Source organism: Streptomyces sp. NPDC043680 (assembly GCF_056436685.1).
Window position 1 is genome coordinate 561,801 of sequence record NZ_JBWKCE010000001.1, and the last position, 12,953, is coordinate 574,753.

The window sequence follows — 12,953 nt, forward strand, 5'->3', positions numbered from 1 at the left end:
TGCCGGAGCTCTCTTGAGGGGGATGCCGATGCGGGACAGCCATCGCGGTGAGGCCGAGCGGCTGTTGGAACGGGCCGTGGACGAGGAAGCGCGGCGGGCCGCGGGGGCACCGGTCGACAAGGCGGCGCTCCTCGCCCGCGGCCGGGAGGCGCTGGACGCGCTCGCCACGAGCGCGGCCGAGGAGTACGAGGCGTACGCACGGGCCCTGGACGAGGCCGCAGCCGGGGAGCAGTCCCTCGGCGAGGCGTTCCGGCGCGGGAACGCCTCGACCGCCCTGCTGGTGACGGCCGTTGCCGCCGTCGCGGCCGCCGGGACCGACCTCGCGCTCGGCGTCGCCGCCGGCGCCGCGCTGACCGCCGGCGCCCTCACCGGCATCGCCGGCGCCGTGGCCACCGTCGCCAAGGTGACCGCGCTCCACCTGCCCGCCGCGAACCGCCGGGCCGGGGAACTCGGCCGGCCCGGCGGAGCGGAGCAGCTCAGGCTGCAGTGGCTGTCGGCGCTGGAGGTCCGCGGGATACGGCCGTTCCTGGAGCAGCAGCGCGCGGTGGCCACCGCCGCGCGGGCGCCCCGGCCGACCCCGCAGCTGCGGGGCGCCGACCGCAGTGCGCAAGCCCGGCGGCGCAGCGTACTGGAGCAGTCCTTCGGCCAACTCCCGGAGCCGGCGGCCGCGTTCACCGGTCGGCGCACCGAGCTGACCCGGATCGCGCAGTGGGTGCAGGCGGCCCGGGCCAGTACGGAGACCCGCCCGGTGGTGGTCGTCCTGCACGGCGAGCCGGGAGCCGGGCGCACCGCGCTGGCGCTGCGGGCCGCGGACGCGCTGCGCGACCAGTTCCGCGGGGCGTGCGTGGTGGACCTGCGCGGCGGCTCCCTGAGCGGGGAGGCCCCCCTGCCGACCAGGGAGGCCCTGCTGCACCTGCTCAACCGGCTCGGCGCCCCCCGCGAGCAGCTGCTGTTCCGCGAAGGCTCCTCCGCGGAGCAGCAGGTCCGGCGCCTGGGCGAGCTGTACCACCAGCACCTCCAGGGGCTGCCCGTCACGGTGATCCTGGACGACGCCTCGGACGCGGCGCAGGTACGGACCCTGGTGCCCGAGCGGTCCGAGAGCCTGGTGCTGGTCACCGCCCGCGAGCCGCTGGAGCTGCCCGGGGACCTCGCGGCCTGGGTGCACCAGCTGCCGGTGGAGCGCCTGGCGCAGCCGGAGGCCGCCGCACTGCTCCGCGCCGGAGCCGAGGCCCCCGACGCGGCCCCGTACGCGGCGGACGCCCTGCCCGGCCTGCTCGCGCTCGCCGACGGCCTGCCGCTGGCACTGCGCGTCCTGGCCCCGGTCGGCGCCGCCGGCCCGGACGGCCCGGCCCACGGGCCGGGCAGCCTCGACGACGCCCTGGACCTGGCCTACGCCGCCCTGCCCGAAGACCGGCGCAGGCTGCTGCGGCGCCTGACCCTCGCCGGCCGGGCCTCGCTCGGCCCCTCCGCCGCGGCCGCGCTGATCGACGCCGACCGGGCCCAGGCCGGGCTGCTGCTGCGCGAGCTGGCGCAGGCCGGGCTGCTGGACCACGTCCGCGGGGAGCGCTTCCGGATGCACGACGCGGTGCGCTCGTACGCGGCCGCACGCCTGGCCGCGGACGAGGACCGGGCACAGGCCACCGCCGCGCACGGGCGGCTGATCCGCAACTACGCGCAGCTCGCCGACTCCGTGATCCGGATGGTCGACGGGAAGATGTCCACCCGCGCCCACCACTTCGGCGGGCACGGCTTCGCCTCGCTGGACGCGGCGCTGCGCTGGCTGGACGACGAGTCCAGCTTCATCACCGCCGCGCTGCGCCACTCGGAAGGCGTCGACCAGGACGCCGTACTCGACCTGCTGGGCGCGCTGTGCGATTTCTGCCTGCTGCGCGGCGACCTGTACCGGCTCGGCGAGATCGACGAGCTGATGCGGGCCGTGGACCAGGGGCCCGGCCAGGGCCGACTCGTGCGGTCGGTGCAGTGGCGCACCGGTATCGCGGCCCGCCAGCTCGGCGAACTGGACAAGGCCCGCACCACGCTGACCTCGGTGGTCGACCAGTACCGCGAGGCCCAGCAGGATGCCGGGGCCGCCATGGCGCTGATCTCCCTCGGCATCACCCTGCACCACCAGGGCCAGCTCCCGGAGGCCGCGGCGCGGATCCGGGAGGCGCTCGTCCTCCAGGAACCGGACAAGCTGGCGGGCGACCGGGCGTGGGGCCTGCACGCGCTGGCGGCCGTCGAACGGGACCGGGCCCACCTGGCCGAGGCGATGACGCTGCTGGAGCAGTCCCTCGCCCTGCACCGCGAGAGCGAGAGCGTCCACGGCGAGGCCTGGGCGCACTTCCAGCTCGGCCAGGTCCACCTGCGGCTCGGCGAGGTCCCGCGGGCGGAGGAGGAGCTGCGCCTGGCCCTCGACCTGTACGGCCGCACCCGCGACGACCGCGGCCAGGCCTGGGCGCTGACCCAACTGGGCCGGGCCCGGGTGGTGGCCGGCGATCCCGGACCGGCGGTGGAACGCCTGCGGGAGGCGCTGGCCCGGCACCGGGAGGCGGAGGACGCGCGCGGCGAGGCGTGGACGCTGTACTACCTCGGCCAGGCGCTGGAGGAGAGCGGCGAACGCGACCAGGCGGTCCGGGAGCTGGAACGGGCCCGCACGATGTTCTCGCGGATGCGGGACGTGTACGGGCTGGCCCACGCCCGCCACCACTCGGGCCGCGTCACCCGCGACCAGCGCGCCGCGCAGACGGGGAACCTGAAGAACTCCGGGTTCGCGCGGCAGCTGCTGGTGGACGCGCGGGCCGACTTCCGGCGGATCTCCCTGGCCCACGGCGAGGCCTGGACCTGCCTGGAGCTGGCGGTGGTCGACGCGGGCAACGGGCGGGTGGCGCAGGCGCTCGGCCTGTGCGAGGAGGCGGCCCGGCTGTTCATCTCGTACGGGGACCGGCGCGGCGAGGACTGGGCCCGCTTCCTGCGCTGCACGCTGCTGCCGTACGCGGTCCCGGGCGGTGGCGCCGAGGAGGCCCGCGCCGAGCTGGCCCGGCTGGCCGATGGCCCGCACCCGATGCGGGACGGCCGGCTGGAGGACTGCCTCGACGCGTACGCGGTGGCTCTGGGACGGGGTGTGGACCCGGCGGAGGACTGGCAGGCCTGGCGCCTGGGGATGGTCCCGAACCTGCACTCGCGGGAGATCATGGGGGTCCCGCTGCCGCCGCCGGCCGCTCCCTGAGAGGCCCGGGCCCGGGGCGGTGGGGACGGCGGCACACGGAAGCCGCCGCCCCGCCGGTCGGCGGGGCGGCGCGTCCCGGGGCGTTCCCTACGGGGTGGGCCGGCCGCCGGCCGGCTGGGCCGCCGGGTCCGGGGCTTCCTCGAAGTCGACGCGGTTCATGTGCCGGCTCATCGACTTCATCAGGCCCCACACGCCGAGGGCGAGGGCCGCGAACACGATGAAGCCCAGGAGGCCGGGCGTCACCTTGTTCTTGTCGAAGGTGTCACCCGCCAGCGGGAGGAGCTGGGTCAGTGCTGCCTGCGTAGCGCTCATGACTGAGCATTCTCCCGGATGCCCGCGAACAGGTCGGACTCGGGGAGGGAGGTGTCGACGAGCGACTTCGCGAGCTCGTACTCCTCCGTCGGCCAGACCTCCTTCTGGATCTCCATCGGGACACGGAACCAGCCGCCGTCCGGATCGATCTGCGTGGCGTGCGCGATCAGGGCCTTGTCGCGGATCTCGAAGAACTCCGCACAGGGCACGTGCGTGGTGAGCGTCCGCTCGGTGCGCTCGAACTCCTTCCAGCGCTCCAGCCACTCCCCGTAGGGGGACTCCATGCCCCGCGAGAGCAGCGCCTCGTGCAGGGCGATGGTGCGCGGCTTGTTGAAGCCCTGGTTGTAGTAGAGCTTCTGCGGCTGGTACGCCGGGCCGAACTCGGCCTCCGGGTACTTCTCGGTGTCGGCCGCGCCCTCGAAGGCCACCATCGAGATCTTGTGGGTCATGATGTGGTCGGGGTGCGGGTAGCCGCCGTTCTCGTCGTACGTGGTGATGACCTGCGGCCGGAAGGCGCGGATCTTCTGCACCAGCCGCCCGGCGGCCTCGTCCACGTCCTCCAGGGCGAAGCAGCCCTGCGGCAGCGGCGGCAGCGGGTCGCCCTCGGGCAGTCCGGAGTCGACGTAGCCGAGCCACTCCTGCTGGATGCCGAGGATCTCGCGCGCCTCGTCCATCTCCTTGCGGCGCACCTCGTGGATGTTCTCCTCGATGTACTTGTCACCCTGGAGCTTGGGGTTGAGGATCGAGCCGCGCTCGCCGCCGGTGCAGGTGACCACCAGCACGGGCACCCCCTCGGACACGTACTTGGCCATGGTGGCCGCGCCCTTGCTCGACTCGTCGTCGGGGTGGGCATGGACGGCCATCAGTCGAAGCTGCTCGGTCAAGACAGGATCCTCTGTGATTCGTCAGGGCGGATGCCTCCTATAGTGACCGAATCGGGGGGTGGAAAAATTCCGGGGTGACCCCGGAATCGGCGGCGACCCGGCCCTCTCGGAAGGAAAGATCATGAGCGCGGTGCGCGAGGGACTGCCCGAGGGTCGCTACGGGCGGTCCGGAGATCAGCGTGCGGACCGGCGGCTGAAGATCGTCGGGTCGGCCCTCGGGGTCGGGCTGCTCGCGGTGGTCGGCTGGATCGGTTGGGACTACGTGGCCGGGCAGAGCGTCAGCGCCGAGGTGATCAAGTTCCAGGTGGTGTCCGACACCGAGGTGAAGGTGCACCTGGAGGTGCGCAAGGACCCCTCCGTGACCGGCGTGTGCACCCTGAGCTCCCAGGACAAGGACCATGGCGAGGTCGGGCGTGCGGACTTCACTTTCGGGCAGGAGGACTCGCGGGTGGACGAGGTCGTCTCACTGCGGACGACCGGCCGCGCCGTGATGATCGAACTGGTCGGCTGCCAGGCGGCCGGCCCGCAGGGTCAGGCACGCTGACCAGCCCTGCACCGGGCTGCTGCGGCCCCGCGGCCGCTCCGGCGGACCCATCGGGCACGTACCGCCCACCGGGCCCAATGACACACTTCATACCCATGGTGTCCTCCCCCTTTTCTTCCCGAATTGTTAGGCTCGTGGTTTCGCCCGCCGCTGGCGGCCATGTAGTCCCCTGTACCGACGAGGAGCACCCGTGACCCAGACGAGCGAGAGCGTCACCTGGCTGACCCAGGCGGCGTACGACCAGCTGAAGGCCGAGCTGGACTACCTCTCTGGTCCCGCACGCACGGAGATCGCCACGAAGATCGCAGCCGCCCGCGAAGAGGGCGACCTGCGGGAGAACGGCGGTTACCACGCGGCCAAGGAGGAGCAGGGCAAGCAGGAGCTCCGCGTCCGCCAGCTGACGCAGCTCCTGGAGAACGCCAAGGTCGGCACCGCCCCCGCCGCGGAGGGCGAGGTGGCCCCGGGCACCGTCGTCACGATCGCCTTCGACGGTGACGAGGACGACACCATGTCCTTTCTGCTCGCCTCGCGCGAGTACGCGTCCGCGGACTTCGAGACGTACTCCCCGCAGTCCCCGCTGGGCACCGGGGTGCTCGGCAAGAAGATCGGCGAGGACGCCGAGTACGAGCTGCCGAACGGCAAGAAGGCCACGGTCAAGATCCTGGACGTCAAGCCGTTCACCGGCTGATCACCCTCGGACACGCAGGAGCCCCCGACGGAGTAATCCGGCGGGGGCTCCTGCGTTGTGCGGGGCGCGCGCTACGCGGTGGCCGAGCGGTACTTGCGGACCGCCAGGGTGCGGAAGACCGCGATGATCAGCAGCGACCACAGGACGGATGCGAGAACCGGGTGCTGCATCGGCCAGGCCTGGGGCGCCTCGTAGCCGGGCGGCAGGTTGCCGAAGAGCTCGCGGGCGGCCTGGACGGTGGCGCTGAACGGGTTCCACTCCGCTATGTGCCGCAGGAAGGCCGGCATGTTGTCGGAGGGGACGAAGGCGTTCGAGATGAACGTCAGGGGGAAGAGCCAGATCAGCCCGCCGGAGGTGGCCGCCTCCGGGGTACGCACGGAGAGGCCGATCAGGGCGCCGATCCAGGAGAAGGCGTAGCCGAGCAGGAGCAGCAGGCCGAAGCCGGCGAGCACCTTGGCAAAGTTCTCGTGGGTGCGCCAGCCGACGATCAGGGCGACGACGGCCAGGACGACCACGGTGAGCGTGGTCTGGACGAGGTCGGCGAGCGTGCGGCCGGTCAGGACCGCACCGCGGGCCATCGGCAGCGAGCGGAAGCGGTCGATGAGGCCCTTGTGCATGTCGTCGGCGATGCCCGCGCCCGCACCGGCCGTGGCGAAGGTGACGGTCTGGGCGAAGATGCCCGCCATCAGGAACTCGCGGTAGGCCGCCGGCGAGGTGTTGCCGCCGACGCTGATCGAGCCGCCGAAGACGTAGCTGAACAGCACGACGAACATGACCGGCTGGATGACCCCGAAGATGATCATCTCCGGGATCCGGGACATCCGGATCAGGTTCCGCTTGGCGATCACCAGGGAGTCGCTGATGCCCCGGACCATGCCGCCGCGCGGGCGGGGGGCGGAGAGCTCCGGGCTCGGAGAGGTGATGGTCACTTGGCCGTCTCCTTCGGGGCCGTGCGGCCCTTGGCGTCTTCCGGTGGCGCCTCGCCGTTCTCCTCCTCGGCCAGGGCGGCCGCGTGGCCGGTGAGGGAGATGAACACGTCGTCGAGGGTGGGGCGGCGCAGGCCGATGTCGTCGATCTCGATGCCCCGGGCGTCCAGCTCGCGGATGACCTCGGCGAGCAGCTTGGCGCCGCCGGTCACCGGCACGGTGAGCTTGCGGGTGTGCTCCTCGACGGTGGTCTCGCCCTTGCCGAAGCCCGCGAGGACGGCGCCGGCGTCGGTGATGCGCTCGCGGTCGTGGACGACGACCTCCACCCGCTCGCCGCCCGTGCGGGCCTTGAGCTGGTCGGAGGTGCCGCGGGCGATGACCTTGCCGTGGTCGACCACGCAGATGTCGTGGGCGAGGTGGTCGGCCTCCTCCAGGTACTGCGTGGTGAGCAGCAGGGTGGTGCCGCCGGCGACGAGCTCCTGGATGACGTCCCAGAGCTGCTGGCGGTTGCGCGGGTCGAGGCCTGTGGTGGGCTCGTCCATGAACATCACGGGCGGGCGTATGACGAGGGCCGCGGCGAGGTCGAGGCGTCGGCGCATGCCGCCGGAGTACGTCTTGGCCGTGCGGTCGGCGGCGTCGGCGAGGTTGAAGCGCTCCAGCAGCTCGCCCGCCCGGGCCTTGGCCGCCTTGGCGCCCATCTGGTAGAGGCGGCCGACCATCTGGAGGTTCTCGCGGCCGGTCAGGTACTCGTCGACGGCGGCGAACTGGCCGGAGAGGCCGATCGCCCGGCGGACCTCGTTGGGGTGCTTGAGGACGTCGATTCCCGCGACGACGGCCTTGCCGCTGTCGGGCTTGAGGAGGGTGGTCAGGACGCGCACGGTGGTGGTCTTACCGGCTCCGTTGGGGCCGAGCAGGCCCAGCACGGTGCCTTCGGGGACATCGAGGTCCACGCCGTCCAGAGCCCGGACGTCGCCGAAGGTCTTGACCAGGCCTTCGGCGTAGATGGCGCCTGGCATACAGGTTCTCCCAGTGTGAAGTGTGTTCGTATTCCTCAGCGGACTGCCACGTCACTCATCCGGTACTCAGCCCATGACCCCGTACCCGGCGCTGTGCAGCGACCGCGCGACCTCGGCGCAGTGTTCCGGACCCTTCGTCTCCAGGTGCAGCTCCACCTCCACCTCGGTGAGCCCGAGCCGCGGGTCGGTCCGTACATGGCTCACGTCCAACACGTTCGCATCCACCACTGACAACACGGCCAGCAGTCCGGCCAGCGCCCCCGGCCGGTCGGCCACGCGCAGCCGCAGCGACAGGTAGCGGCCCGCGGCCGCCATGCCGTGGCGCAGGATGCGCTGGAGGAGCAGCGGGTCGATGTTGCCCCCGGACAGTACGGCGACGACCGGACCGTCGCCGTACAGTTCGGGCTCGCTCAGCAGTGCGGCCACCGGGCTGCAGCCGGCCGGCTCGACGACGAGCTTGGCCCGCTCCAGGCACAGCAGCAGCGCGCTGGAGAGCGCGTCCTCGGAGACCGTACGGACCTCGTCGAGCAGTTCGCCAATGATTTTGAAGGGGACGTCGCCGGGGCGGCCGACTTTGATGCCGTCCGCCATCGTCACGGGGTTGTCGATCGACACCGGGTGCCCGGCCTTCAGCGAGGGCGGGTACGCGGCCGCCCCGGCGGCCTGGACCCCGATGACCTTGACGTCCGGCCGCAGTGCCTTCACGGCGACGGCGATGCCCGCGGCGAGGCCGCCGCCGCCGATGCCGACGAGGATCGTGCGGACCTCCGGGCACTGCTCCAGGATCTCCAGGCCGACCGTGCCCTGGCCGGCGATGATGTCGCGGTGGTCGAAGGGGTGGATGAAGACCGCTCCGGTGCGGTCGGCGTAGTCCTGGGCGGCCGCGAGGGTCTCGTCGACGACCTGCCCGTGCAGCCGTACCTCGGCTCCGTACTCCTGGGTCGCCGCCACCTTGGGCAGGGGCGCCCCGACCGGCATGAACACCGTCGAGTGGACCCCGAGCAGGGAGGAGGCGAGGGCCACGCCCTGCGCGTGGTTGCCGGCGCTGGCGGCGACGACGCCGGCGGCCCGCTGCTCGGGGCGCAGGCCCGCGATGCGCACGTACGCGCCGCGCAGCTTGAAGGAGCCGGTGCGCTGGAGGTTCTCGCACTTGAAGTGGACGGGGGAGCCGGTGAGGGCGGAGAGGTGCCTGCTGCCTTCCATCGGGGTGACCCGGGAGACACCGGAGAGCATCTTCTGGGCCCCCCGGACGTCGTCGAGGATGACCTGTGGGACGGGCTGGGGCACGCGGTAGCTCATGCCGCAAGTCTCGCAGTCCGTGCGGGGCACGGCTCAGGACGGCGGTGGGGGGTCGTACAGGGGCGAAATCCCGCCATCCGGGACAGGTCCGCGGGCCGGGTCCGCACTGCCCGTACCAGTTCTCGTACGCGGCGTACGAGCGCCCGCACGGCCGCGTACTCTGTCCCCCATCCTTGTCGGCCCCACGCGAAGAGAGCTCACGGCCATGCCCTCCATCCCGGCCAATTCCGACCTGTCCAAGGCGGCCGAGACGCCCGCCGAAGCCGGTCTCCTCGACGCGCTCCAGCACCAGGTGGCCGTTTTCGCCCGCCGCGCCGAGCAGACCCGCCTGGGCGGGGTCGGCCAGGCCCGCAACTCGATGGACCGGGCCGCCTACCTGCTGCTGAACCGGCTCGACCTGGAAGGCCCGATGGGCGTCAAGGCGCTCGCGGGCGGCATGGGCATCGACTCCTCCACCGTGACCCGTCAGGTCGCGCCGCTGGTGGACAGCGGCCTGGTCAAGCGCACCTCGCACCCGGAAGACGGGCGGGCCGTGGTCCTCGCGCTGTCCCCGCGCGGGCAGGCGCGGCTGGAGGAGGTGCGCTCCTCGCGGCGCGAGCTGATGGCCCGGGTGACGGACGACTGGACCGAGGAGGAGCGCGAGTCGTTCACCGCGCTGCTGACCCGTTTCAACGTCTCGCTGTCCGAGCTGATGGGCGCCGTCGCGGAGGCCGGCCCGGCCTCCTGAGCCGGTCCCGTCCGGTCCCGAACCAGATCCCGGGCCGGGTCCCGAGCCGGCGGCCGATCCGGTGCGTACGACCCCTTGACCGGGGCGGTGGCGCTGCCCGCACTATGTGCCCTGTGGACGACCACCGGCCGGGCGGCTACGCGGAGTTCGAGGCCTTCGTCGCGGGGGCGGCGGGCCGGCTCCTGCATGTCGCCCTGCTGCTGACGGCCGAGCCGCCGGACCGGCCGGTCGCCGCCCGGCGCCTGCTCGCGGGGGCGCTGGCGCACACGTACGCGAACTGGCGCAGGCTGCGCGGCGACGACCCGTACGCCGCGACGCGCCAGGAGCTGTGCACGGCCTTCGCCCGCACCGGCCGGCGCCTGCACGGCGGCCGGGGAGTCCTCGCCCGGCTCGGCCCGCTGGAGCGGCTCGTCCTCGTGCTGCGCGTGTACGAGGGGGTCGCGGAGGAGGTCACCGCCGCGCAGCTGGGGCTGCCGGTCGAGCGGGTACGGGTGCTGTGCAGCCGGGCGGTGGCCGCGATGCGCTCCGCGGAGACGGCCGCATGAGTCTCCCGGACCGTAAGGAAGCCCAGGTCAGGCGGCTGATGGAGGGCCCGTACCCGGTGGTGCCGGCCGGGCTCGCCGCGAGCGCCGCGGCCCGGGGCGACCGGCTGCTGCGGCGCCGCCGGGCGCTGCGCCGGGCCGGCTGGGTGCTGCTGTGCGCGGCTGCGGTGGCCTTCGCGGTGTGGGCGTCGCTGACCCGCCCGTGGGAGGTGCCGCCGAGCGAGGTCTCCCCGCCCCTGGAGGGCTGGTAGCCCGCGCCCGGCGGCGCGCCCTTCGTCCTAGCCCAGGGCCTGGGTCAGGTCCGCGATCAGGTCGTCGGCGTTCTCGATGCCGACGGAGAGGCGGACCAGGTCCGCGGGGACCTCCAGGGCCGAGCCGGCCACCGAGGCGTGGGTCATGAGGCCCGGGTGCTCGATGAGGGACTCGACACCGCCGAGGGACTCGCCCAGGGTGAAGAGCTTGGCTCGGTTGCAGACCTCGACCGCCGCGGCCTCGCCGCCGGTGACCTGGAAGGAGATCATGCCGCCGAAGTTGCGCATCTGCTTGGCGGCGATCTCGTGGCCGGGGTGCTCGGGCAGGCCCGGGTAGAGGACCGTGTGCACCTTGGGGTGGCGGGTCAGCATCTCGGCGACCTTGGAGGCGTTCTCCGCGTGGCGGTCCATGCGGACGGCGAGGGTCTTGATGCCGCGCAGCACGATCCAGGAGTCGAAGGGGCCGGCCACGGCGCCCATCGCGTTCTGGTGGTAGGCCAGTTCCTCGCCGAGCGCCGCGTCGGCGGTGACGAGGGCGCCGCCGACGACGTCGGAGTGGCCGCCCATGTACTTGGTCAGGGAGTGCACGACCACGTCGGCGCCCAGGGCGAGGGGCTGCTGGAGGTAGGGCGAGGCGAAGGTGTTGTCGACGACCAGCTTGGCGCCGGCCGTGCGCGCGATGTCGGCCACGACGGCGATGTCGGTGATGCCGAGCAGCGGGTTGGAGGGGGTCTCGACCCAGATGGCCTTGGTCTTCGGGGTGAGGGCGGCGCGTACGGAGTCGGGGTCCGAGGTGTCGGCCACCGACCACTCGACGCCCCAGCGGGAGACGACCTTCGCGAAGAGGCGGAAGGTTCCGCCATAGGCGTCGTTGGGGATGACCACGTGGTCGCCCGGGGTGAGCAGCGTACGCAGCAGGCAGTCCTCGGCGGCGAGCCCGGACGCGAAGGCGAGGCCGCGCAGGCCGCCTTCCAGCGCCGCGAGGTTCTCCTCCAGCGCGGTCCGGGTGGGGTTGGCGCTGCGGCTGTACTCGTAGCCGCCGCGCAGTCCGCCGACCCCGTCCTGCTTGTACGTGGACACCTGGTAGATCGGGGGTACGACCGCACCCGTCAGGGGGTCCGCCGTGTTGCCCGCGTGGATCGCGCGGGTCTCGAAGCTCTGGTGCTCGTGGCTGTCGTCGCTCATGAGGCAGATGCTATGCCCCGCTTGCGCCACGGGCCTCTTTCGCATTGGCGTTTGACCCCGGTGGTCTGGTTCGCTGGGGGCCATGGAGATTCTCTGGTTCCTGCTCGCGATGGGCCTGCTGCTGGCCGCTTTCAGCCCGTACCTGCGGCGCAGGCGGGGCGGCCTGCGGCTCGTCGAGCCCGGCAGCCCCGACGCGGCGGACCCCGAGAACTACGGCTTCGCCCGCCAGGAGCAGCTGGACGTCCGCGTCCCGGGGCCCGACGAGGACCTGATGGACGCGCTGGAGGCGGTGCAGCGCACCGGGCGGTGGCAGGCGGCGTCGCAGCTGCTGGCCGGGACCCCGAAGGAGGGGGAGCTGCGCTGGCAGCGGGTCCAGGCCTTCGGCGGGGCGGCGGCGCTGGAGCTCGTCCGGCAGCCGGGCAGCGGCGCGCAGTGGCTGAAGGCGTGGCGGCTGGAGGCCGAGAAGGACGCGGGCGGGGCCCAGGTGCACGCCGAGCTGCTGGTGCAGCAGGCGTGGCGGCATTCGGGCGGGGTGGGCTCGGCGGACCACCGGATCATCCTGGAGGAGGCCCGGGAGGCGTGCCGCAAGGCGGCGCTGCTGGCGCCGGGCGACCCGGTCCCGCACATCACGGAGCTGGCGGTCGCGCGGGCGCTGGGATATTCGGAGGCGGAGTTCGACGCGCTCTGGGCGAAGATCATCGACGTGGCTCCGGCGCACATGGGCGCGCATCTGGCGGCCCTGCACTACTGGTGCGAGAAGTGGCACGGCTCGCGGGAGCAGGCCGACGCCTTCGCGCACGCGGCGGCGGCCCGGGCCCCGCAGGGCTCGCTGCTGGCGGCGCTGCCGCTGTTCGCGGTGTACGAGCACATCCCCGAGGTCGTCCTGACCAATTTCTGGCGGGGCGCGGTCGTGGCGCGGGCGGTGGAGGGTGCGCTGTACGCGGTGCACACGGCGCGCCAGGACGACCCGATGCTGGCGCACGTACGGCACATGCTGCTGTCGTTCCTGGTGCCGATGGAGCGCTGGGCGGAGGCGATGGAGCAGGTCCGGCACGTGGATGGGTACGTGGGCGCCCTGCCGTGGTCGGTCTCGGCGGATCCGGCGGCGCAGTACGCGGTGTACCGCGCGCTGGCGGTGGCGGGCTACGAGGCGAACGGCGGCTCCCCGGCGACCCTGCCGCACTGAGCCGGCAGGAGCCGGCAGGACAGGGCCCGGCCGCAGCCCGGCGGCCCCGCCGCGGGCCCCCACGGCCATAAGGTTGCTGTAAGTGACCGGTACCGCGCATGATGCGCCGAGCACGGCCAGAGCCGTGCACCGCGGCGCACCGCGCGCCGTGACCGACACCTGCACCA

13 protein-coding genes are annotated in these 12,953 nt (G+C 73.1%); 7 read left to right on the forward strand and 6 right to left on the reverse strand.

What is annotated here, in order from left to right:
* The first annotated feature begins 28 nt into the window (after positions 1-28).
* Positions 29-3,226, forward strand: coding sequence for a tetratricopeptide repeat protein (locus tag AC0666_RS02590; RefSeq protein ID WP_468963054.1), 3,198 nt, complete (start codon positions 29-31; stop codon positions 3,224-3,226).
* A gap of 87 nt (positions 3,227-3,313) precedes the next feature.
* Here AC0666_RS02590 and AC0666_RS02595 read toward each other — a convergent pair whose 3' ends face one another.
* Both AC0666_RS02595 and mca read right to left on the reverse strand, forming a co-directional pair.
* A complete protein-coding gene (locus tag AC0666_RS02595; RefSeq protein WP_361712105.1) occupies positions 3,314-3,538 on the reverse strand; it encodes a hypothetical protein in 225 nt (74 codons plus the stop codon).
* Complete coding sequence (mca, locus tag AC0666_RS02600; protein WP_361712106.1) at positions 3,535-4,422, reverse strand: mycothiol conjugate amidase Mca; 888 nt, start codon at positions 4,420-4,422, stop codon at positions 3,535-3,537. Before mca ends, AC0666_RS02595 begins: the two co-directional genes overlap by 4 nt.
* Positions 4,423-4,543: 121 nt before the next feature.
* On the opposite strand from mca, the gene AC0666_RS02605 reads away from it, so the two are divergent.
* Both AC0666_RS02605 and greA read left to right on the forward strand, forming a co-directional pair.
* Positions 4,544-4,966: a DUF4307 domain-containing protein gene (locus AC0666_RS02605; protein WP_361712107.1), complete on the forward strand. Its 423-nt coding sequence runs from the start codon at positions 4,544-4,546 to the stop codon at positions 4,964-4,966.
* Between the two features lie 190 nt (positions 4,967-5,156).
* Positions 5,157-5,654, forward strand: coding sequence for a transcription elongation factor GreA (greA, locus tag AC0666_RS02610; protein WP_356845263.1), 498 nt, complete (start codon positions 5,157-5,159; stop codon positions 5,652-5,654).
* 71 nt (positions 5,655-5,725) lie between these two features.
* Here the strand turns inward: greA and AC0666_RS02615 are convergent, their stop codons facing one another.
* From AC0666_RS02615 to ilvA, 3 genes are all read right to left on the reverse strand, one after another.
* The gene (locus AC0666_RS02615) at positions 5,726-6,529 is read right to left on the reverse strand and encodes an ABC transporter permease (protein WP_478706994.1); all 804 of its coding nucleotides are present in this window, start codon (positions 6,527-6,529) and stop codon (positions 5,726-5,728) included.
* A 50-nt stretch (positions 6,530-6,579) separates the two neighbouring features.
* The gene (locus tag AC0666_RS02620) at positions 6,580-7,596 is read right to left on the reverse strand and encodes an ATP-binding cassette domain-containing protein (protein WP_478706946.1); all 1,017 of its coding nucleotides are present in this window, start codon (positions 7,594-7,596) and stop codon (positions 6,580-6,582) included.
* A 66-nt stretch (positions 7,597-7,662) separates the two neighbouring features.
* On the reverse strand, positions 7,663-8,895 hold the full coding sequence (gene ilvA / locus AC0666_RS02625; protein ID WP_478706947.1) for a threonine ammonia-lyase: 1,233 nt from the start codon (positions 8,893-8,895) through the stop codon (positions 7,663-7,665).
* Positions 8,896-9,100: 205 nt separating this feature from the next.
* Between ilvA and AC0666_RS02630 the strand changes: the two genes are divergently transcribed.
* The 3 genes from AC0666_RS02630 to AC0666_RS02640 all read left to right on the forward strand — a co-directional run bounded on the left by AC0666_RS02630 (position 9,101) and on the right by AC0666_RS02640 (position 10,415).
* Complete coding sequence (locus AC0666_RS02630; RefSeq protein WP_361712112.1) at positions 9,101-9,622, forward strand: MarR family winged helix-turn-helix transcriptional regulator; 522 nt, start codon at positions 9,101-9,103, stop codon at positions 9,620-9,622.
* Positions 9,623-9,735: 113 nt separating this feature from the next.
* Complete coding sequence (locus tag AC0666_RS02635) at positions 9,736-10,167, forward strand: sigma factor-like helix-turn-helix DNA-binding protein (RefSeq protein WP_468963047.1); 432 nt, start codon at positions 9,736-9,738, stop codon at positions 10,165-10,167.
* Entirely contained in the window at positions 10,164-10,415 is a 252-nt protein-coding gene (locus AC0666_RS02640; RefSeq protein ID WP_468582397.1) for a hypothetical protein, read from the forward strand. Before AC0666_RS02635 ends, AC0666_RS02640 begins: the two co-directional genes overlap by 4 nt.
* A 27-nt stretch (positions 10,416-10,442) precedes the next feature.
* On the opposite strand, the gene AC0666_RS02645 is transcribed toward AC0666_RS02640, so the two are convergent.
* Complete coding sequence (locus AC0666_RS02645) at positions 10,443-11,600, reverse strand: cystathionine gamma-synthase (protein WP_468963045.1); 1,158 nt, start codon at positions 11,598-11,600, stop codon at positions 10,443-10,445.
* An 82-nt stretch (positions 11,601-11,682) separates the two neighbouring features.
* On the opposite strand from AC0666_RS02645, the gene AC0666_RS02650 reads away from it, so the two are divergent.
* Positions 11,683-12,786 carry a hypothetical protein gene (locus tag AC0666_RS02650; protein ID WP_468963043.1) on the forward strand — a complete coding sequence of 368 codons (1,104 nt, stop codon included), beginning with the start codon at positions 11,683-11,685 and terminating at the stop codon, positions 12,784-12,786.
* Positions 12,787-12,953 lie beyond the last annotated feature (167 nt).